This is a genomic window from Hyella patelloides LEGE 07179 (assembly GCF_900659865.1).
GTDB classification, from domain to species: Bacteria; Cyanobacteriota; Cyanobacteriia; order Cyanobacteriales; family Xenococcaceae; genus Hyella; species Hyella patelloides.
This window is the reverse complement of sequence record NZ_LR213820.1, coordinates 1-20,254: the sequence shown is the minus strand read 5'-3', so window position 1 is coordinate 20,254 and position 20,254 is coordinate 1. Positions and strand designations below refer to the sequence as shown.

Genomic DNA, 20,254 nt, shown 5'->3' with positions numbered 1-20,254 from the left:
TTGCCACCGAAATCAACTATTTGAAGGGATCGATTATGACGGTGGGGGATGAATGAGGAGAAAGTAGAGAAATAGAGGAAGACAAAGAGGACTAAAAAATTAGCAGCCAACAACCAGCTATTAAACCAGTAAAACTCTACCTTCTGTCTTCGTTTAACTTTGCCAAGAATTATATAATTTTTGCCAAATGCTATTAAAAGTCTGTTTGACTTCATTCTGGAAGCTCCAGCGTTGAAAAGCACGTTCGTACTCTTCATCTTTGCTATGGAAGGTTTTCCACCAATCAAGAGCTAGACCCAAACCGAAAAATAATAATATGTATAACGACCAAGATATTCCCCCTGTGGTGATTAAATTGAGGGAAATCAAGAAACCATTAACGATCGAATATTTTATCGTCTTTTGTTTAAATTGATTACGACGATACAGGTCAAATGCTTGACGCTTTTGAGCTGTATTTTTGTATTGTAACCATTGATTTTCCGCAACCTGTAATGTTTGCAGATCGATATTCAATTCATCAGCAATTTCCCACAATTGCTTTCTGGTTAATTCATCATCTTCTCCTTGACGAGCCAGCGCGATTTGAATAATCTGTTGGATATCTTCGGAGCTATAAACTTCGGGGTATTGTACGGGAGAATCGGACATGGCTTTCTAAGTATCTCTTAATTATCTATTATGCCGAAAAACTCCAAGTTGTAACCGTACTAAAGATGACGGTTTTTACTCTACGGCAAAGGGATCGATTTTTTGTCACAGTTCGTTACAATTTTTTTAAGAAAAGCACGAAAATTAAGGAAGGAGGAGTCAGGCATTCAGGAATAAAGAGATTAAAAATAATAAGATAAAAATAATAAGATAAACAAATTGTGAGGCAAAGCACAAGCTATCCTTGAATTTTGTTTATGTGTCGCCAATATTGTTTGATTTGGTATGACACATTTTACCTTTCCTCGTTCCTCGTTCCTCGTTCCTCGTTCCTTTCCACATTTAAGGATAGGAAAAACATCCTATGAATAGTACTAGTAATAACATCCGTATTGGGAATCTATTTGGTATTCCCTTTTTTATAAACCCCTCTTGGTTTTTTGTTTTAGGATTAATCACGTTAAGTTATGGTGGAGAACTAGCCCAATTTCCACAGCTAACTGGTTTAACTCCTTGGATTTTAGGGTTGGTTGCAGCTTTACTGCTGTTTTCTTCTGTTTTAGCTCACGAACTAGGACATAGCTTTGCTGCGATGTCCCAAGGGATTGAAGTAAAATCGATCACCCTGTTTATTTTTGGTGGTTTAGCAGCTTTAGAAAAAGAATCAGAAACCCCTTTACAATCTCTGTTAGTTGCGATCGCAGGTCCTTTGGTCAGTGTGTTACTATTTGGTATCTTTACTATTATTAACATTACTGTATCTTTACCCACACCGATTAGTGCGATCGTTTCTCTACTCGCTTCGATTAACTTGATCTTGGCACTATTCAACATGATTCCTGGCTTACCTTTGGATGGTGGTAATGTTCTCAAAGCCATTGTCTGGAAAATTACAGGAAACCCCAACAAGGGTATCATCATCGCTGGTAGAGTTGGTCAATTCTTCGGTTGGTTAGCTGTCGGTGTTGGTATCTTGGGTACTTTAAGCGTTATTCCCTTTGGTAGTTTTTGGACTTTGCTAATTGGTTGGTTTCTATTGCAAAATGCTGGTTTTGCTGCTCAGTCTGCTACGGTACAAGACAAGTTGGATGGCTTAACCGCAGAAGATGCTGTGATTCCCGATAGTCCCATTGTGACCGCTAATTTGAGCTTACGAGAGTTTGTCAATGAATACGTAATTGGGAAGCAGCAATGGCGCAAATTCTTAGTAGTTGATGCTGAAAAACAATTAATGGGAGAGGTTTTGGTAGACGATCTCAAGCAAATTCCCACTTCAGAATGGACACAAGTACAGTTAGCTAACTTGGTAAAACCTGTGAGTGAAGTGACTAAAATTGCTGCTAGCTTATCTCTTCTAGAAGTAGTAAAACTAATTGAGACTCAAAATATCAAAGAAATGGTTGTCATAAAAGAGGATCGAGAAGTTTTAGGTTTGCTAGAAAAATCTTCAATTATTAACTTATTACAAGAAGAAGCCCAAAGTTAACCAATTTTTTACTATTGTTAATAGTAACTACTCTGAATAAGTGAATTTAATTAATGCGATCGCAAATTTGATTATTAGCGATCGCTTTTTTCGGCAATCAATCTCAGAATTTAAGAACTACATCAACTATTAATTATCTATTTTTAATGCTTGAATCAGTAAATCATCTTCTTCTGTGATTAAATCATTAGCTGTGCGATCTCCTAATTGTTTCAAGGCTAACAAACTAGCATATTTAAGATCGAAAATTTTTGTTTTTAGGCTTTCTTGTAATAATGGAATAGCCTCAGTCGCCCCTAAGTTTCCTAGAGCTATTGCTGAAGCAGTACGGGATTTTTGGAATTGTGGCTGAGGATGGTTTAAGTTTTTGAGCGCAATTTCTTTGACTGGTTGATATTTAAACCAGCCCAATAATTTAATCACATGATAATGCGCTCCATAATCTCGATAAGCCTCTTCTTTATAAGTAGCCATTAAAGCTTCTGGTGCTTCTTTAGCATATTCTTGTAATAAGGTTTGAGTTGCTAAATAACAACGTCCAAAATCTGTTTGATATAACTCTCTAATTAAAAATTCTAAAGTTGGTTGTCGATCGTATTCATGCACCATTGATAAATCTTGAGGGCGATCGTAAATAACTTTTTCTAAATGGGGTTGTACCTCAGCAAAAGTAATTTTTCTTTCCTTAATACCACTTTCTGCGAGTAATCTAATTCCCCGTAAACGAAAAGCTACTGATACAGGAGTTTTGGCAATGTTGGGAATAGCATCATAATAATTAGTATCAATTAAATCTTGAATACTTAAACGACGTGCATTGACACTACTATGATTTAAAAATGCAGTAACTTTTGACATCTCACTATAGTCACCAGTTAATTTTGCCACAGTAGATATTGCAGCACTAACAATAGTTTCATCTTCAGAATTGACAAAAGACTTGATTGTTTCCAAAGCTGGTTGGTAATTAAATTGGGCTAATACTTGAATAATTAAACGATAACTTTGATTTTCTTTATTTAATAAACTGGCGATCTCTGCCACAATAGCATCATCATTAGTACCAATATCTTTAATCGCCCAAACAGCATTTTCTACAGTGTAAGAATCATTTTCTTGTAAACAATTTACGATTATAGGTAAAGCCGTTTTAGCTTTTAAACGCCCCAAACTTTCGATCGCCTTGCGTCGTGCAATACGATGATACATATCAGAGTTATCATCTTCAATCGTTTCTATTAGAGCTTGAATAGTTCTTGATGTGGGAAAATTAGCCAAATGAGATGCTGCAACATAACGTTCTGATTTTTCTGACAATTCTGCTAACGGCTTTTTCAACAGAGCGATCGCTTCATTCTCTGTTAAATTGAACATATTGGCAAATCTATTATCCATTTTTTCAGTTATCAACTTATCAATTATCAGTAAGCATTAATCAACTTATCAGTTATTAGTTAAACTAGATCCCCAAAGTTCGGATAAGGTAACAACTTTGTATTCTTGTTGTCTAAGTTGAGTAAGTAATGTACTAAGAACTTCTACTGTATTTGTGGTGCGTTTTGGTGTTCCACCATGTAGCAGCAAAATTGAACCTGGAAAGATAAATTGAGATGTATATTTGATTGTAAAGTTTGGGTTATCAAATATTGAATAAGTATCTAATGGAAGCATAGAAGCTAAAGCAAATTTATCGTAATATACAGTACTTTCCTTCAAGATTTTGAGCATACCATCGTTATAAAATGCTCGTCCTGGGCGAAACCATTTAATTGCTGAATCGATTGTACTAGAAGATAATATTTCATGAGCCTGGTCAATCTCGGCTCTAAACTCAAGAGTATCTAATGAAGAATGACGGCGTTCTTTTTGTCCATGATTACCAATTTCATGTCCTCGATTTAAGATCTCATCGAGCATTGTTTTTGAATCATCTAAATAGTCAGTGATTACAAAGAAGGTTGCTCTTATTCGTTCTCGATCGTTCGGTATGTTCTCATTAAAACTATCAATTGTATCAAGAATTTGGAGTGTGTCAACTCCACCAACATCATCAATTGTTAATGAAACTACTTTCGATGATGTTGGTTTGTAAAATATAGCATCAGGAAATAACTTAGAGATCCCTGCGATAAGATTACGTGTAATTGAAATCATTTTAACTATCCCGATAAGCTTCTTTAGGCGTTGGTAATTTGATGTATGACGTACAAAAGCAAGACTTGCCCATGTCGAGGAAACCTCGACGGGCTTCCTTGCTCAATGTTTCTGTTCGTAGCTCTAAGCTCTAAGCTTTAAGCTTTAAGATTCTTGCTCCGTCCCTATGTTCGAGGCTTGTCCTCGAATGGGGAAAACCTCGAACGGGGCGTGCGTGACCGAAGGGAATCCTTTAGGGCTTTTTTAAGAAGAGTACAGTATGAAAATTTTAAAATCATACCTTGATTCACCAACGCCCTTCTTTAATAACCAACTAATTCTGAGGCAAAATCTTGAATCTTTGTAAAACAATAAGCACCTAATAACGCACCCCAAATTCCTTTACCAGTAACAGGCTCGATTCCTTTATCGTAGGTGAGTAATTCTTTTTCTGTGGCTTCTAAGCCCAAAAATACTTGAAAATTGTTTCCTTGATAAGTAAAGCTGCAAGGAGTTTCTTTAGCAGGAGTAGTTTTAAAACGATAATTACCAGGCGAAATATTTTCTGTCGTGACTTTGAGAGTACAATTAGGTAAAAATTTAATCTTTTCTGCGGTTATTTGCTCTAATTTACGGCGATCTTTTCCTGCTCCTGCAATCCATTCAATATCATTAAACATATAATATTCAATTTCAATCGTCTCTCTAGAACGCAACCTCAGTATTCTAGGACGATAAGGACGATCTATATTTACGACACTAGCTTGTTCTGCATACAGCGTAATGCTGTCTTCGGTAAATAAAGATACAGGGCGCATCCATAACCGCAGGTGAACATACCATGCAGGTTGTTCTAAAGCTTGTTGCTGGTTATCAAACTCTCCAGCTAGATACTTACCTAAAGCCTGTAATTCAGGGTATAAACTCAAGTTGCAATACTCCAATTCAAAATTACGCCTAAGCTGACAATTAAGATTACCAATTAACTATTTGTACCATTGAATTAACCCCAGATGTCAATTAACCGCATCTAATTGAAAATACTCAGTATTTCACTTCACGTTAAATGCTAAAACGTAATAACTTTTACCCAACAAATCATAACTATCTTATAATAATCGAAGTTTGATGCTCCTGAAAAATATCCGTTTAATTTATTGCTTATTTTTTCCTTTTATTTCTATCTCTCAAAATCTTCAAGATCTCTGCCACTATAATGAGTTAATTATTCATCCCGATCGCCTTAGTTTTCATTTTCTTCGGTATGTATTCGGAAGGTTTAATTAAGCGATCTCAGAGTATCTGGCACTGCGCGAACAGCAGAGAGGGCTAAGAACGCGATCTCACGAAGTGAGGCGTTGCACGATCGCAATTTCGTCAAATTTTATAGTGATAATAAGCCTGTTTTTACTCTCTGTTCTTCGTAAAGAAACCTCTACGTTCGCTCTGCTTTAAAAGTTTTGCTTCGTGACAAAATCGGGATATAATGATAAATTGTGTCGAATTAAAAATATTCCATGCCTAAGTTAAAAACTAAAAAATCTGCTGCCAAGCGTTTTCGCGTTACGGGTAGCGGAAAGAAAATCATGCGTCGTAAAGCATTTAAAAACCACCTTTTAGAACGCAAAAGCAAAGAACGTACTCGTCGTCGTCTTTCCAACATGGCAGTGGTTCATGAAACTGATGAACTTCGTGTACGCTTAATGATGCCCTATAGTTAGACCGCTATAAATTATTCGGCAGATTTATTAAGTATTAATTCTCATATTGTATTCAAACCCATCTAGTAGTTATGCCAAGAGTAAAAAGAGGGAACGTCGCCCGTAAACGCCGTAAAAAAATCTTAAAACTTGCCAAAGGCTTCCGTGGTTCTCACTCTAAGCTATTTCGTACCGCTAACCAACAGGTAATGAAGGCGTTACGTAATGCTTATCGAGATCGCCGTAAGCGTAAACGCGATTTCCGTCGTCTTTGGATCACTCGTATTAATGCTGCTTCTCGTCAACATGGCTTAAGCTACAGTCAATTAACAGGTAAGCTCAAAAAAGCTAATGTTGGTTTAAATCGCAAAATGTTAGCACAAATAGCAATGCTAGATCCTCAGGCTTTTGCTAAAGTTGTAGAGGTTGCCAAGCAAGCAAATTAGAACACAATTGATAATAAACAATTGATAATGGAAAATTGACAGTCTCACTGTATAAGGGTAGTCAATCATTATTTATTTAATAACTATTATCAATTAATGGCAGATGATTATAAGTAAGAAAGACTCGGTTTTTCTCTCGAAACCGAGTTTTGCCATTTTAAGGAAAAATGAAATGTACTATTAAATTTTTATTATTAATTTTTTCCCTTTAATTGCTTGCGTAAAACTAACTGAGTTTTACAAGGTTCGTAACCAAGATTTTGATAAAAAGCATGAGCTTGTTGACGCATAGTCTGCGATCGCACTTGTGAAACCTCGCATCCTTGTTGTTGCGCCCATATTTGTGCTTTTTGGATCGATATTAATCTTTATTAATTAGAAGATTCTAAATAGTTTAATAGCCAATTAGCAGCCGTCGCTCGTCGAGTATGTCTGGGAGTAAATTCGCCTATCTTATAACCTTTAAAACCCAATTTTTCTTTTAATAACTGTTTATTTTCTTTGGGAATGGAACGAGTTAATTTAACAGTTGGAGGGCGATTTTCGATGAAATCTGGTGGTTCGGGATAATTAGTTCTCCAATCTTCTGCTACTCCACTATTATCCCAGTTTTGGCTAGTTTCATTGTAACGATAACCTAAATAATGCCAAACTAATTGGTTGACTGTAGCATCATCTAATTCGTCTTTTAAAATTGCCCAAATAGTATCAGTATTTAACGGTGGTAATTCAGCCATGTTAATAATTTCCTTAATTACTAATTTAATTTAAAACCTTGGTGTTAGTTTCTGATTTTCCATTACATTCTTGGCGACGAAGACGTAGTTGAACATCTTCGAGTAATTTGCGATTGACAGACATTAAATCGGCAACTAAGCCAAATATCCAGAGTTGAATCCCAATTAAAATTAAGATTGCAGCCAAAATCAAACTAGGAACGCGGGGTTTAGCAGGATTATCCCCAATAATGCCCCAAAATAAGATTAGCCAACGCAGACATAAGAGAGAACCAGCACTAAAAGGAATGCTCCCCAACAGCATAAAGAATTGTAGGGGGCGATAGGTCATAAAAATACGAACAATTGTAATAATCGATCTCTGAATATAAGCAGGAATACTTTTTACCAAACGAGAAGGACGAAGATAACCATTAGTACGAATAGCCACATAGGCGATCGCCATTCCTTTTTGTCCTGCTTGAATAATAGTTTCTAAAGTATAGGTATATTCGTTAAAAACATTAAGCTGTAAGGCTGCTTCCCGCGAAAAAGCCCGAAAACCACTAGGCGCATCGGGAATATTGGTCTTACTAGCAACTCTAACTACCCAACTACCTAATTTTTGCAAGAACTTTTTTACAGGGGAAAAATCTTTAATTTCTTGAATTGGTCTAGCACCGACTACAATGTCTGCCGATCCTTCAATAATGGGTTGAATTAATTTTGGGATATCATCAGCACAATATTGATTGTCAGCATCGGTATTAACAATGATATCTGCGCCAGCTTTGAGAGCTAATTCGATTCCCGCCATAAAGCCTTTAGCCAAACCTTGATTACGCCTAAAACTAACAATGTGATCTACACCACAAGCTTGAGCAACTTCCACAGTACGATCGCGACTACCATCATCAATAATCAACCACTCAACAACGTCAACTTCGGGTAAATGACGGGGTAACTGAGACAAAGTTAATCCTAGTGTTGCTTCTTCGTTATAACAAGGGATTTGAATAATCAGTTTCTTGATTTTTCCCATAGCCTCTACTTTGCCCAAGGGTAATTTCGCAAGGGGTATATTGTACCACTCAAAATGCTTAACAATATTTCACAAAATCTTGTTCTGAAATTTATAAACCAAGGAACTTGCAATCTTAGGCACAGTCTGGATCAGTATGTTTTTGTTATCTTGCTAAATGTAATCGGTAAAATTACTGGATTTTATTAACATTAATGGAGATGTTCCGAATATATACTCAGGTTGATGTACAGCCATATCAAGAATAAAAGTAAAATATCGTGTTAAACAAGAAAAAGACTTTTCCTCTAACTTTGGCTCTACTATTGAGCCTTGGAGTTTATATCGAACCCACCCGCGCTGTTAATCATCAAGACTTGATAGTTGCTCAAGCTCCAGAAAATGAAACTACATTGTCTCTACCCGATAGTGTTACCGAAGATTCTGTGATGCCAAAGAGCGATCGCCAAAAGCGGAAACAGATGGATCGCAATCTCGAACAAAAATTTGCCGAAAAATATTCGGGTGCAATAGCAGAAGTAACTTCCACTAATTCTGACGCAGAAGCAATAACCAATACCACAGAGGCTGCACCTACTTCCCAAAATGGATCGAGAAATTTGTTATTGCTTTTACTACCTTTAGGTCTGTTAATACCTTTACTGGCATTTCTGATCAAAAAAGGGCTTTCCTCTAAGACTGAAACTTCTGATTATACTAGATCTGAGAAAGAGCTAGTAGGTCTTGGAATTGGAAATTCATCATCTGCTAGCGATCGTGATAGTAATGGTATGGCTACTGGTACAGACAAAAAAGCGATGGCAAATCGTCGCAGAAGACAATCCAATACATCCAAGACTTTTAAATTCGATGACACAGTGAATAGATCGAATCCAGTACGGTACATGAGTGCTGAGCTTGATAATTCTGATGTGCCTAACACCGATGATGCAACGCAAGGAGTAAGCAAAAAATTTAACAAGATCGATCCTAAATTGAGTCTTCCTAAAACCCCTAACGTAGATGGCACAACTAATAGACCAAATCAAGTATCGGATATGAATGCTCGCCCTAGTACTCCCAATTTACCTAAAATTAATGATGGGATAAAAGAAATCCGAAAAAAAGCGGGGAATAACTTCAACGAGCAAAACACTTATATCTTAGACCCCACCCAAGACCAAGCCGAACCAACAACCGAGGAAGTGCCGAACCTTGATGGTCTAACAGAGAAGAAATCCCAAACAAAAGGAAATAACTTCAACGAGCAAAACACTTATATCTTAGACCCCACCCAAGACCAAGCCGAACCAACAACCACGGAAATGCCGAACCTTGATGGTCTAGTAGAGAAGAAATCCCAAACAAAAGGAAATAGCTTCAACGAACAACACACCTATATCTTAGACCCCACCCAAGACCAAGCCGAACCAACAACCACGGAAATGCCCAACCTTGACGATCTAGTAGAGAAGAAATCCCAAACAAAAGGAAATAGCTTCAACGAACAACACACCTATATCTTAGACCCCACTCAAGACCAAGCCGAACCAACAACCGAGAACATGCCAAACCTTGACGATCTACTAGAAAAGATTCCCGAAACAAAACGGAATCACTTCAACGAACAACCCACTTATATCTTAGACCCCACTCAAGACAAAGCCGAATAACTAGAGAGCAAATAAGGTGATTTAACGACAAAATTACGGGTAAATTTCTAAAATTATGATGATGTGGCTGATTAGTATCACATCTTTTTAATTCTTTAATTGCTCTGCTTCTCCTGCTTTTTACTTGAAGAAACAATTCAAGAGATGTCGCATCATCACAATTTTGGTTATAAATAATAAGGGAGGAAAATCTAATTTGCTTCTCTCCTATTTATTAGGGAGGATTAGCTGTGATGAAAAGTTTTCGGAATTTAGTATCGATCCCTTTTTTTCTTGTATTTTCTAGTGGCGTTATATTCGCTAGCCCCACAATAGCACAAGAAATCAATACTGCTTATTTTAGTAAAGCACCCCGTTTATTAGGTGCGTCTGTTACTTTCAATGGTGTTCGGGTTAGAAATGCTAAGTATTACTTTAATATCGAATTACCTGAAGATGCAGGAACGAATTTACAACAAATTGCGATCGCTCAACGTCAAGGACAAGAAAATATCAAGTTTCGATTAGAAGATACAGTAGCTTATATTGGAACTAATCGAGATCGAGAAGACTCAATAGCGATCGCTATTGTCCAACAAAATGAAGACACAGGAGAAATTATGGTTCTCTTGGAAAACCCGATCCCTCCTGGTACAACTTTCACTGTCGGTTTAAAACCGAGAAGAAATCCTTTTTACGATGGTGTATACCTTTTTGGTGTTACAGCATTCCCTCAAGGAAATAACCCCCAAGGCTTATATTTAGGTGCTGGAAGATTACACTTCTATCGCGGAAATGATGGCTTTTTCCCACATTAAGACTGTGGTTTTATCAAAAGAAGCAGGAAGAAATAGTAAGTAGCGAGTAATCAATTACTAACCACTCAAAACCTTAATCAATAATTTCTCGTTCCTAAAATAGATCTTTCATTCCCCGAATTTTTCCGAAAACCCTAGCAGGTTCGGCTATACCAGCTACAGCTTGTAAAGCAGGAGCATCCCAACGTAAGAAAGGATTAGTTTGCTTTTCAATACCTAAAAGAGAAGGTACAGTAGGAATATTGCGATCGCGATCGTGTTTGACTGATTTTAATCTAGTTTGTAATACGGGATTATCTTTATCTACAGTAATTGCAAACTTCAGATTATTCAAAGTATACTCGTGGGCGCACCAAATACGGGTATTATCGGGTAACTGACGCAACTTACCAATCGAATCTACCATCTGGGCTGGTGTACCTTCAAATAAGCGTCCACAACCCCCTGCAAAGATAGTATCACCGCAAAATAATTCTCCTGTTTCTCCTTCTACTGCGGGAGGAAAATAATAAGCAATATGTCCATAGGTATGACCAGGAATGAAATATACTGTTGCTTGTCTTCCTGCAAACTCTACAGTATCCCCTTCGGTTAAATATACTTGCTGTCCAGGGATTCTTCCTTTGTCTTTTTCTCCTCCATAAACGCAAAGATCGGGAAAATCTTGCATTAAACGTCGATTTCCCCCTACATGATCTCTATGATGATGAGTATTGAAAATAGTTACTAACTCCGCGCCTATTTCTCGTAATTTATTTAATACTGGTTTAGCTTCAGCAGGATCGACAACGGCTGCAATTTTTTGTTGCTCATCCCACATCAGAAAAATATAATTATCAGACAGCGCGGGTATTCTTTCAATTTTCATTAGTCTTGAATTATCATTGCTACTATTATTTTAATTTAGCGTATTTTTAGCAACTTAATTTTGACTAGATATTAACTATTAGACAATATACCTTCGGTTTTATTATGAGAAGAAAAAACAGAATTAATGATAAAAGTATGTCGTAATTTTTTTGATTTTATTTATTTTATACTAAAAGAATATCTATAAACATATAGTTATTATAAGTTGATTATATGTTCGCTCTCGTTCAGGATATTTTTCCTACTTATGAATGTAATATTAATTATAAATATCATCAAAATATGGATTTCGGTAACAGTCATCTGTTCCTTAATAATCGGTACTATTTTGGCAATATCGAGCTACACATTTATCGAAAATAAGCAAAAAGTATTTTCCCTATTTATAAAGGTTATTTCTAAAAGTTTTTTAGGGGGCTTACAGGGTTCATTAGTAGGGCTTGTATTAGGCTGGATTATTTATCTCGTAATTCCTCTCGATTATAGTAGTCCAATAGGCTCGTCAGCAGGCAAATCTCTTGGTTTTTTAATTACTTTTATAATATCTTGGACGATTGGTATGTTTGCTGATGGAATTAAAGCAGGAATCAATCTTCTAAAAAAATATTATCGATAACCAAATTTATCTCGATCTTTTATTTTGTGAGTAGGGCGATCTCTATATCTTCCTACAGGTTACTTTATCAATCTTTGTTTAAAAGTCGGGAAGATAATATTTAACCTTTAACACACACTACCTGTTTGAGAGTAGCCACAATTTCTACTAAATCTTGTTGTTGATTCATTACTTCTTCAATAGGTTTGTAAGCAGCAGGAATTTCATCGATAACACCTCTATCTTTACGACATTCAATTCCTTGGGTTTGTTTGACTACATCATCCACAGTAAACAATTTTTTTGCTTTACTACGAGACATTAAGCGACCTGCGCCATGCGAGCAACTACAATAACTATCATGATGCCCTTTTCCTTTAACAATGAACGATTTTGCTCCCATTGAACCAGGAATAATCCCATAATCATCTTTTCTGGCTCTAACTGCACCTTTACGAGTTACGTAAACATCTTCACCAAAATGATGCTCTTGTTCTGCATAATTATGATGACAATTAACAGATAATAAAGGTTTAGTGGGTTTCCCTCCTGCGAGATGCTTTTCCACAATGGTTTTAAAACGCTCCATCATGACATCGCGATTAAATCTAGCGTAGTCTTGCGCCCATTGTAAATCTCGCCAATAAGCTGCAAATTCTGATGTTCCTTTGACAAAATAGGCTAAATCTAAATCGGGAAGCTGATTATCAGCGAGTTTTGCTAATTCTTTTCCTGTGGCAATATGACATTGTGCTAATTGATTACCAATATGACGTGAGCCAGAGTGTAACATTAACCATACTTGACCATCAGTATCAAGACACAATTCGATAAAGTGATTTCCTCCACCAAGAGAACCCATTTGTTTAAGTGCCTTATTTTCTAGTCTTTGTACTCCTGAATGTAATTCTTTAAAGTCTCTCCAACCTTGCCAATTAGTAACAGCTTTCTCAATATTTTTATTATCATTAAAGCCTACGGGAATAGCAGCTTCAATATCGCGTCTAATTTTTTTCAGTTTTCCTTCTAATTGATTTTGTTGAAACGGCATTTTTACCGCAGCCATTCCGCAGTTATGTACAAATACTCCTGCACTTAAGGCAAAGTTATTATATTCAGGAACACTTAAACAATAAACATTTTCTGTTTCTTCTAGAGGTATCACCGCAATAACTTTATGGTTATAACCATGTTCATATTTACGATGATTATGAAGTCCTATAGGGCTTTTGATTTGTTCTCCACAAGTATCACAAGTATACAAACGATTAGCTATTTCTTTACTTTTTTTTCTACCTTGAGGACTTTGATTATACTTGACTAAATATTCTTTTCCTCTTACACCATTATCCGCAACAGCTTTGAGAAAATGCTGAGGATTATCTTTCATATATTTGAGAATATTTTTAGTTCCTCTTTGGGCATAAAATTCATAGCCTTCTTGAGTTTTTGCTTTTGCTGCTAAAGCTTTCTTTCTAGTAGTTTCAAATTCTGGAGATTGCCAATGACTATTTCTTTCTACTAAAGAACGATGATAAGCAGAATGATCTTTATGACCCATAAATTCTAAATTATTAGGATGATTATCCGACTGATTAAAATTTTTGTGATGAATTATTGTTCTTTGTCCGACAAATTTAGGAATTTCTCCTAACAATCCAGAGCGTACTACTACCCAGTGCGCTTTTTGCCATCTGCCAGAATAATTTTGTTGAATTAAAGTGTAACCATCTTTGTCTGTTTTAGAATAAAATGGCATCAAAGAAGCTCCAATTTTAAGATTGCTTGCTTCTTGATAAGTACCGTTTCTCAACATAAATTGATGGTCAGGAGTACACTTAATTTCTTCTCCGTTATCCAAGACTATTTTAACTAAAGAAGCATGGCGTCTGGTCAAACGCGAAATAGCCTGAGTAACTACAATTTTTCCACTACTGGTACAAGAATAAACATTTACTGATGCTCCTTTTTCTGCTAATTCTTGAAGAGAATAATTAACACCATCTGCAACAGGAATCAATGTATCTCCTGTGAAACAACCAATATCGACACCCACAGCAGCAGGAATAACTGCATCTTTAGTCGCAATAACTGAACCAACTAACGCACCTTTTCCTAAGTGAACATCAGGCATTAAAGCAACGTGTTTAAATACAAAGGGTAGAGATGCGACATTTTGTGCCATCTGAGTTTCTCTACTGTCTAGTTCGTGGTTTGCCCAGGATAATACAGGTTTAGGCGTTGATAAATCTAGGTGTTCGTAAGGCATGAGATATAGTGCTAATTACAGGTAATATATTGACAATTGTTATGTTGCAAAAGTAATTTATGTTTAAATGAAAAAAATCTCTTATTTAATATTAATCGCTCTAGATAATTACTGCATTATATTTAATATTTATTCTATTTAATTAGATCAGAGTAAAAAGCAAAATATAAAGGTTGTGAATATTTCATCTCAGTATTTGGCTATGGAAGTTGTCTAGGAGTTATACTTGTTATTCTTACCACTACTATTGTAAAAAATTATAGAGATAAATCTTATGAACAATACCCTAAAATATATAATTTGGGTGATGGATTTACAACTATTGGTTTGATGTTAACAGCATTTATTCTATCTACATCTTTCTTTGGTTTTATCAGAGGATTAATTAGCGTTATCTTTACTAAGAAAAGATCTTAAAAAAAAAGGTGGAAATTAACCACCTATCAACACGTAGGGCTGTTTCATTCTTAATTAAAGTCAGGTAAATTAAAGTAAAAGCTTAATTTGACCGTGCAATGACTTCAATAAACTTAGATAAAAGCTTAATTGACTATTTCAAACAAATCCCTGATGAACGCGATTCTAGCGGTAGAAGACATCCATTATGGCTGATTTTGCTAATTATGATTTTAGGAATCATGAGCGGTTACTGGGGATACCGAGGTTTAGGTCGATTCGTCGAACGGCATCGTCGCCAGTTAATTGACACTTTGAAAATTCCACAAGCGAGAGTGTAATCTTACTCGACCATCAGAAGAGTGATGATGAGCTTAGACTATGAGGCAGTAGCTCAGACCTTTTACACATCGAACTGTAGAAGTATTTTCTCCTCCACCTAGTCTTGATTCTCAATGGGTAGGAGTCCATAGCGTTATTAAAATTTTTCGTTCGGGAACAAGAGGTAATCACGATTACGAATCGGATTCGGCGACTTATTACATTAGTTCTTTACCGCCAACTTCTTCACTTATTCCTCAAGGTATTCGCCGACATTGGGGTATCGAGAATCGTTGGCATTGGGTTAAGGATGTTGTAACCCAAGAAGATACTAGTCCAGTACTCAAGGGGAAAGCATCAACCAATATTTCTTTGATAAAAAGCTGGGTTCTTAGCCTATTAAGAGTTCACGGTTTTGATTCGTTGACCGAGGCGTTAGACTATATGAGCAATAATTTACCATTGTTGCTTTCTTTTTGCCATTAATTTGGTTTGATGCTTGTTTTATTCACGATCGCATTTCTTGGTTCGAGAATGAAACAGCCCTACTATCATGAGGGGGTCTTCTCGCTCACACTTGATAAGCGAAAACCCCTATTTTCTCATTGGCTGTAACTCCTATTCTTTCCTAGAATGAGTAGCAAAATAGCCTTAACCCGAACTGACGTTAACAACAAATAATTACTTGTGCTACAAGGAAGAGAATTGATTTAATTCATCAAGAAATTCTCTTCCTTTTGGAGTCATATTTAAGTATAGCGAGCCATACAGTAAAAATTAATCTCGATCTGTATTAGCAACTAATTTACTGGATATTTTTCAACATTTTGCTTATTTCAGGATTGTAAACCAGCATATAATTCCAGTAATTTTCAAACACTGATTCAACGTAGCCTTTTGTTTCCCGATAAGGAATTTTTTCCACAAATTCATCAGCATCTTTTAAGCCATATCGATTTACCCACTGGGCTACTTTATGAGGTCCTGCGTTGTAACTAGCTACCGCTAACATAGAGTTATTGCTATATTTTTTGTGGGTATAATCGAGATAAAAAGTGCCTATTTTAATACTATCTTCGGGGTTAATTAAAGAGTAACTTTGTAAGCCTAGTTGTTGGGCGACACTTTTACCTGTGGCTGGCATAACCTGCATTAAACCTAAAGCACCCGCAGAGGATTCTATCTCAGGTTCAAAGCGTGATTCTTGACGAATTAGAGAAGTTACTAATAACGGATTGAGATTGCGATCTTGTGACCATTTGAGAATGCTATCAGAATAAGGAAAAGGATATAAAGACTGCCAGTATTGAGGGGTTTGTTTTAAAGCTTGCCATTGCTGTCGATCTTCAGGATGATTTCTGTCGCTCAAAAACCAAATCTGATTGATTCCTCTAAGATTTTTTCCGCGATGTAGCCTCATTAAACCTTGGGTAAACTCTTCTGAAACATCTAATTCCTCTTTACCACTAATTTCCATTTGAAACTGTCCCCAAGCTTCTTCCGTTAAATCTGCTTGATACAATTCTTGGAAAATATCAGAACCTCCAGGAGGGACAAACTGAGTTGAGGGGACAACTTGAGGCTGTAAATTACGAACTGTGCTAAAGTCACCGACATCCCAACCTAACGCTACCGCAGATCGCCAAGCATAATAAGAACGAGGAAAAGCAGTTAAGGTAGTTTGAAAAGCTGTTGTTGCATCTTCACTACGCCCTAACTTTTGTGCCCATTTACCAATCCAAAAGGAAGCTTTGGGGGCAAAACTATGATCTGGGTTGTGGACTGCAATTGGTTGCGCCCATTGCCAAGCGGTTACTAAATCACCTTGTTTGGCTTTTTTACTAGCAATCTTCCAGCGATATTCGGCTGCTGCATCGGAAGTTTTGTGTTGCGTTAAAACTAATTCTCTAGCTTGCTTTGCCGAAACGGGGCTGTTTAAAGCATCGAGTATTGTGGCTTTTTCCAGTAGTGCTTCGGCTGCTGATTCAGGGTAATTTGCGATCGCTATATCTAAATATTTAATCGCTTCGGTTTTCTTAACGATACTAGCTAAACGACGTAAACCTAAACCTGTTTCTGATGCGTTGGGATAGTTATTAATTAGCTGAAGATAATAATTTTTGGCAGTTTGCTTGCTGTTACCTAAATGATATCCCCTAGCTGCACGATAAAGATTACGAGGTGTACGGGGTGCTTTAGCATAAGCTTTTCCTGCTTTACCATAGTCCCACTTTAACCAATAGATATTACCAATTGCTGCCCAATCCTCTGGAGTTAGCTGACTGCTATATTCTGCCACAAGGCGATCGCTTATTTGCGGATTTCTGCGATCATCGGGGTCGTATTTAACCAAAATAGTCATTAATTTCGGCTGATTGGGATTCTTTGCTAATAATTCTCTAATTATCTGATGAGTGCGGGGATGCTGGGGAAATTGCTTAATTGCTTGTTCCCAATAAACAGGGTTTTCTTGTCCCCATAAGTATAGTGCTTCTGCCACAGCAGGGGAATCGGGATACTCTTGAATTAGTCTTTGCCATACTGCTTGAGCTTTGGCTTTTTCTAGGGTGACATTGTGCGCCTTACCCTGTTTTAACAAAATATAAGGAGCAAGCAGAGGATAATTTTTTTCTAAATTTTTTAGCTGTTGTAAAGCTTGTGTTCCCTGATTTTGCTCAATTAAATCAGATGCAGAAGCCAGAATTTTTCGTCCATTTTCTAAAGAGCCATTAGAAGCAACAGCAACCGATGAAGAAGAAAGATCGCTTCGATCTCTAAAGTGTAATGCCGAACCAATAGAACCAATGATTACAGAAGAGGCTAACCCAATGCCAACGGCTAAGGAAGTTTTACTACTAAAAAATTTCTGCATAGCTAATTGTTTGTCTTATGGGAGCTTGATACTACTGGTATTATTCCCTAATTTAACTTTTTTTTAACAGTTTGTACTTAAATTAAGAAACAAAGACAAAAGGTGAAGTATTAGTTAATAGCTAGACGCTTGAGCTTTTCTACTCCCTCAACTTTCCCAACTCTCCCAATCATTAAAACTAAGTTTCTTCAGGTCAGAGAATTGTGTCACAATCAACAGTACAACAATCAACCAAAAATCCTTAGTTAATCGCCTAATGTTCACTGGATCGGAATCTACTGCTATATTTCTTATTGTTTTAGCTGCCTTTGCCATCCTCACTTGGAGTTATAACCGTTCAAAAGCCTACGGTAAGTTAGGAATTTTGGCTTGGTTGCAGTCTGTAGTGCTAATGGCTCCCTGGCTAGTCTTTTTTGCTTTGTTTGCCCTAGGGATATATCTTAATTTAGTAGGAATTTTGGCGTTACTCTTAATTTCTGTCGGCGTGTATATCTGGATAGGCAGACAATTAAGAGAAGCAGGACAAGATATTATCATCCAGCAAAAAGCAGCCGAACGCCTAAAAGCCGAAGCTCAAGGAGAAAATCAGCCCAATATCAAAGCAGATATTGGTAATGAACAAACAGCATCCGTAGAAGTAACACCGATTCCTGACGAAGACTTAGCCAAAATTAAAAGTATCTTTGGTATTGATAGCTTTTTTGCCGTAGAAACCATTTCTTATCAAGAAGGGGCAATTTTCAAAGGAAATCTTCGTGGTGAACCAGAAACCGCTCACGCCAAGATGTCTGAAAAACTAAAAGTGGAATTAGGAGAAAAGTATCGTTTGTTTTTAGTAGAAAGCCCTGAAGAAAAGCCCGTAGTGGTGATCCTTCCTAGTAAAAATGATCCTCAACCGGCTACTCTGGCCCAAAAAAACTTAGCTTTGGTATTGGCTGTTTCTACTATTGTCACTAGCTTAGAAGCATCAGGCTTGTTGTTAGGCTTCGATCTTTTTAGTAACTGGGGACGTTACCAAGAAGCAATACCCCTTAGTTTGGGATTATGGGCGGTTTTAATTGCTCATGAAGTCGGTCACTGGGTAGTTGCACAACGCAATAATGTTCGTATAAGTGTGCCTTTTTTCCTCCCTACTTGGCAAATAGGCTCTTTTGGGGCAATTACTCGCTTTGAGTCTTTATTACCTAATCGTACTGCTCTATGTGATATTTCTCTAGCAGGACCTGCGTTGGGAGGATTAATCTCTCTGGCATTACTGATTGTGGGAATGGTAATATCTCATCCTGGTAGCATTTTTCAGTTACCTACAGAATTTTTTCAAGCATCCATCTTAGTTGGTAGCTTAGCCAGAGTAATTTTTGGTTCTACTTTACAAGAAACCATTGTTGATGTTCATCCCTTGGTAATTGTGGGCTGGTTAGGCTTGGTGATTACTGCTTTGAATATGCTTCCTGCGGGTAAATTAGATGGAGGAAGAGTAGTTCATGCCATTTATGGTAGAAAAATCGCTCGACGCACTACGGTTGCTACTCTGATAGTTCTGGGAATTATTACTTTAGCTAATCCTGGTAATCCGATTCCCTTGTATTGGGCAATCTTAATTTTATTTTTGCAAAGAGATTTAGAACGCCCTGTTCTCAATGAACTTACTGAACCTGATGATACCAGGGCTGCTTGGGGTTTACTGGCATTATTTTTAATGTTGGCTACTTTGATTCCTTTAAGTCCTAGTTTGGCGGGTAGTTTAGGTATTGGTGGCTGATAGTGGGAATTTGATAGATGCAGAGTTAATTAGTAATCAAGAATTAGAAACTAGGTATATCCCTTGAAATTATTTTTGGCAAGAGGAGTTTGTTTTATTCGTTATTACTTGAATTTGGAGAGTGACATAAAAGGGATATATAGCCGTACAAAGTTAGATTAGGACAAAGTTTAGCTATCTGCTCGTAAGGATAAAGGATGCCTATCACGGATACCGCTTCCGCCTTAGGACTCGCTCTGCATCGCGCGACCGAAGGAAGTCCTTTAGGGCATCGCGCGTCGCGCATAAAGGATGGCGGTCAGACCCCGCGTCGCCGTCAGGCCCTAAAGGACTAGCGAAGCCGTCGCGCAAGGGAACGCTGACCAAGACAGGAATGAATTTACACTCTCAAGCAGAATGTCCTAAGCTAAATCCGTAACGCTATATCCCTCTTCTGTCACTTTCCGAAATTTGAACTACAATAGAAGAAATATTTAGAAGCTGTGAGGTAGAGAGGGCAATGGATGTAGAATTACAGATTCTCAAACATTTGAAGCGAGCGCCAAT

Annotated in this window: 17 protein-coding genes and 1 pseudogene; 9 read left to right on the top strand and 9 right to left on the bottom strand. The window is 37.1% G+C overall.

Going from position 1 to position 20,254, the window contains the following annotated elements:
* Positions 1–153 precede the first annotated feature (153 nt).
* Entirely contained in the window at positions 154–651 is a 498-nt protein-coding gene (locus H1P_RS10900; protein ID WP_144867108.1) for a 2TM domain-containing protein, read from the bottom strand.
* A gap of 364 nt (positions 652–1,015) precedes the next feature.
* Between H1P_RS10900 and H1P_RS10895 the strand changes: the two genes are divergently transcribed.
* Complete coding sequence (locus H1P_RS10895; RefSeq protein ID WP_144867106.1) at positions 1,016–2,137, top strand: site-2 protease family protein; 1,122 nt, start codon at positions 1,016–1,018, stop codon at positions 2,135–2,137.
* 129 nt (positions 2,138–2,266) lie between these two features.
* On the opposite strand, the gene H1P_RS10890 is transcribed toward H1P_RS10895, so the two are convergent.
* From H1P_RS10890 to H1P_RS10880, 3 genes are all read right to left on the bottom strand, one after another.
* Positions 2,267–3,532, bottom strand: coding sequence for a C-phycoerythrin alpha-cysteine-82 phycoerythrobilin lyase CpeY (locus tag H1P_RS10890; protein WP_144867103.1), 1,266 nt, complete (start codon positions 3,530–3,532; stop codon positions 2,267–2,269).
* A gap of 48 nt (positions 3,533–3,580) precedes the next feature.
* Complete coding sequence (locus tag H1P_RS10885; protein ID WP_144867101.1) at positions 3,581–4,291, bottom strand: polysaccharide deacetylase family protein; 711 nt, start codon at positions 4,289–4,291, stop codon at positions 3,581–3,583.
* A gap of 302 nt (positions 4,292–4,593) precedes the next feature.
* Positions 4,594–5,199 (bottom strand): chromophore lyase CpcT/CpeT, encoded by a 606-nt coding sequence (locus H1P_RS10880; protein WP_144867099.1) that lies wholly within the window; start codon positions 5,197–5,199, stop codon positions 4,594–4,596.
* A 588-nt stretch (positions 5,200–5,787) separates the two neighbouring features.
* Here H1P_RS10880 and rpmI point away from each other — a divergent pair.
* Together rpmI and rplT are read left to right on the top strand one after the other, a co-directional pair.
* Positions 5,788–5,991, top strand: a complete 204-nt coding sequence (rpmI, locus tag H1P_RS10875; protein WP_144867097.1) for a 50S ribosomal protein L35 — start codon at positions 5,788–5,790, stop codon at positions 5,989–5,991.
* A 71-nt stretch (positions 5,992–6,062) separates the two neighbouring features.
* A complete protein-coding gene (rplT, locus tag H1P_RS10870) occupies positions 6,063–6,416 on the top strand; it encodes a 50S ribosomal protein L20 (protein WP_144867095.1) in 354 nt (117 codons plus the stop codon).
* 371 nt (positions 6,417–6,787) lie between these two features.
* Here rplT and H1P_RS10865 read toward each other — a convergent pair whose 3' ends face one another.
* Positions 6,788–7,153: a DUF1823 family protein gene (locus tag H1P_RS10865; RefSeq protein WP_144867093.1), complete on the bottom strand. Its 366-nt coding sequence runs from the start codon at positions 7,151–7,153 to the stop codon at positions 6,788–6,790.
* Between the two features lie 25 nt (positions 7,154–7,178).
* The gene (locus H1P_RS10860) at positions 7,179–8,165 is read right to left on the bottom strand and encodes a glycosyltransferase (protein WP_144867130.1); all 987 of its coding nucleotides are present in this window, start codon (positions 8,163–8,165) and stop codon (positions 7,179–7,181) included.
* A 269-nt stretch (positions 8,166–8,434) separates the two neighbouring features.
* Here H1P_RS10860 and H1P_RS10855 point away from each other — a divergent pair, with 269 nt between their 5' ends.
* Together H1P_RS10855 and H1P_RS10850 are read left to right on the top strand one after the other, a co-directional pair.
* The gene (locus H1P_RS10855; RefSeq protein ID WP_144867091.1) at positions 8,435–9,826 is read left to right on the top strand and encodes a hypothetical protein; all 1,392 of its coding nucleotides are present in this window, start codon (positions 8,435–8,437) and stop codon (positions 9,824–9,826) included.
* A gap of 233 nt (positions 9,827–10,059) precedes the next feature.
* Positions 10,060–10,623, top strand: a complete 564-nt coding sequence (locus H1P_RS10850) for a DUF2808 domain-containing protein (RefSeq protein WP_144867089.1) — start codon at positions 10,060–10,062, stop codon at positions 10,621–10,623.
* 94 nt (positions 10,624–10,717) lie between these two features.
* Here H1P_RS10850 and gloB read toward each other — a convergent pair whose 3' ends face one another.
* Positions 10,718–11,491 carry a hydroxyacylglutathione hydrolase gene (gene gloB, locus H1P_RS10845; RefSeq protein ID WP_144867087.1) on the bottom strand — a complete coding sequence of 258 codons (774 nt, stop codon included), beginning with the start codon at positions 11,489–11,491 and terminating at the stop codon, positions 10,718–10,720.
* A 249-nt stretch (positions 11,492–11,740) separates the two neighbouring features.
* Here gloB and H1P_RS10840 point away from each other — a divergent pair, with 249 nt between their 5' ends.
* Positions 11,741–12,109, top strand: coding sequence for a hypothetical protein (locus H1P_RS10840; RefSeq protein WP_144867085.1), 369 nt, complete (start codon positions 11,741–11,743; stop codon positions 12,107–12,109).
* Between the two features lie 100 nt (positions 12,110–12,209).
* Here H1P_RS10840 and H1P_RS10835 read toward each other — a convergent pair whose 3' ends face one another.
* Positions 12,210–14,357 (bottom strand): intein-containing RctB family protein, encoded by a 2,148-nt coding sequence (locus H1P_RS10835; RefSeq protein WP_144867083.1) that lies wholly within the window; start codon positions 14,355–14,357, stop codon positions 12,210–12,212.
* A gap of 515 nt (positions 14,358–14,872) precedes the next feature.
* Here H1P_RS10835 and H1P_RS37375 point away from each other — a divergent pair.
* Positions 14,873–15,094 carry a transposase family protein gene (locus tag H1P_RS37375; RefSeq protein ID WP_222427015.1) on the top strand — a complete coding sequence of 74 codons (222 nt, stop codon included), beginning with the start codon at positions 14,873–14,875 and terminating at the stop codon, positions 15,092–15,094.
* A 133-nt stretch (positions 15,095–15,227) separates the two neighbouring features.
* Positions 15,228–15,560: pseudogene (locus H1P_RS39310) on the top strand (ISAs1 family transposase); the annotation flags it as partial.
* Between the two features lie 319 nt (positions 15,561–15,879).
* On the opposite strand, the gene H1P_RS10825 reads toward H1P_RS39310, so the two are convergent.
* Complete coding sequence (locus tag H1P_RS10825) at positions 15,880–17,946, bottom strand: transglycosylase SLT domain-containing protein (protein WP_144867081.1); 2,067 nt, start codon at positions 17,944–17,946, stop codon at positions 15,880–15,882.
* Positions 17,947–18,202: 256 nt separating this feature from the next.
* Between H1P_RS10825 and H1P_RS10820 the strand changes: the two genes are divergently transcribed.
* Positions 18,203–19,708 carry a site-2 protease family protein gene (locus tag H1P_RS10820; protein WP_144867079.1) on the top strand — a complete coding sequence of 502 codons (1,506 nt, stop codon included), beginning with the start codon at positions 18,203–18,205 and terminating at the stop codon, positions 19,706–19,708.
* Positions 19,709–20,254: the final 546 nt, after the last annotated feature.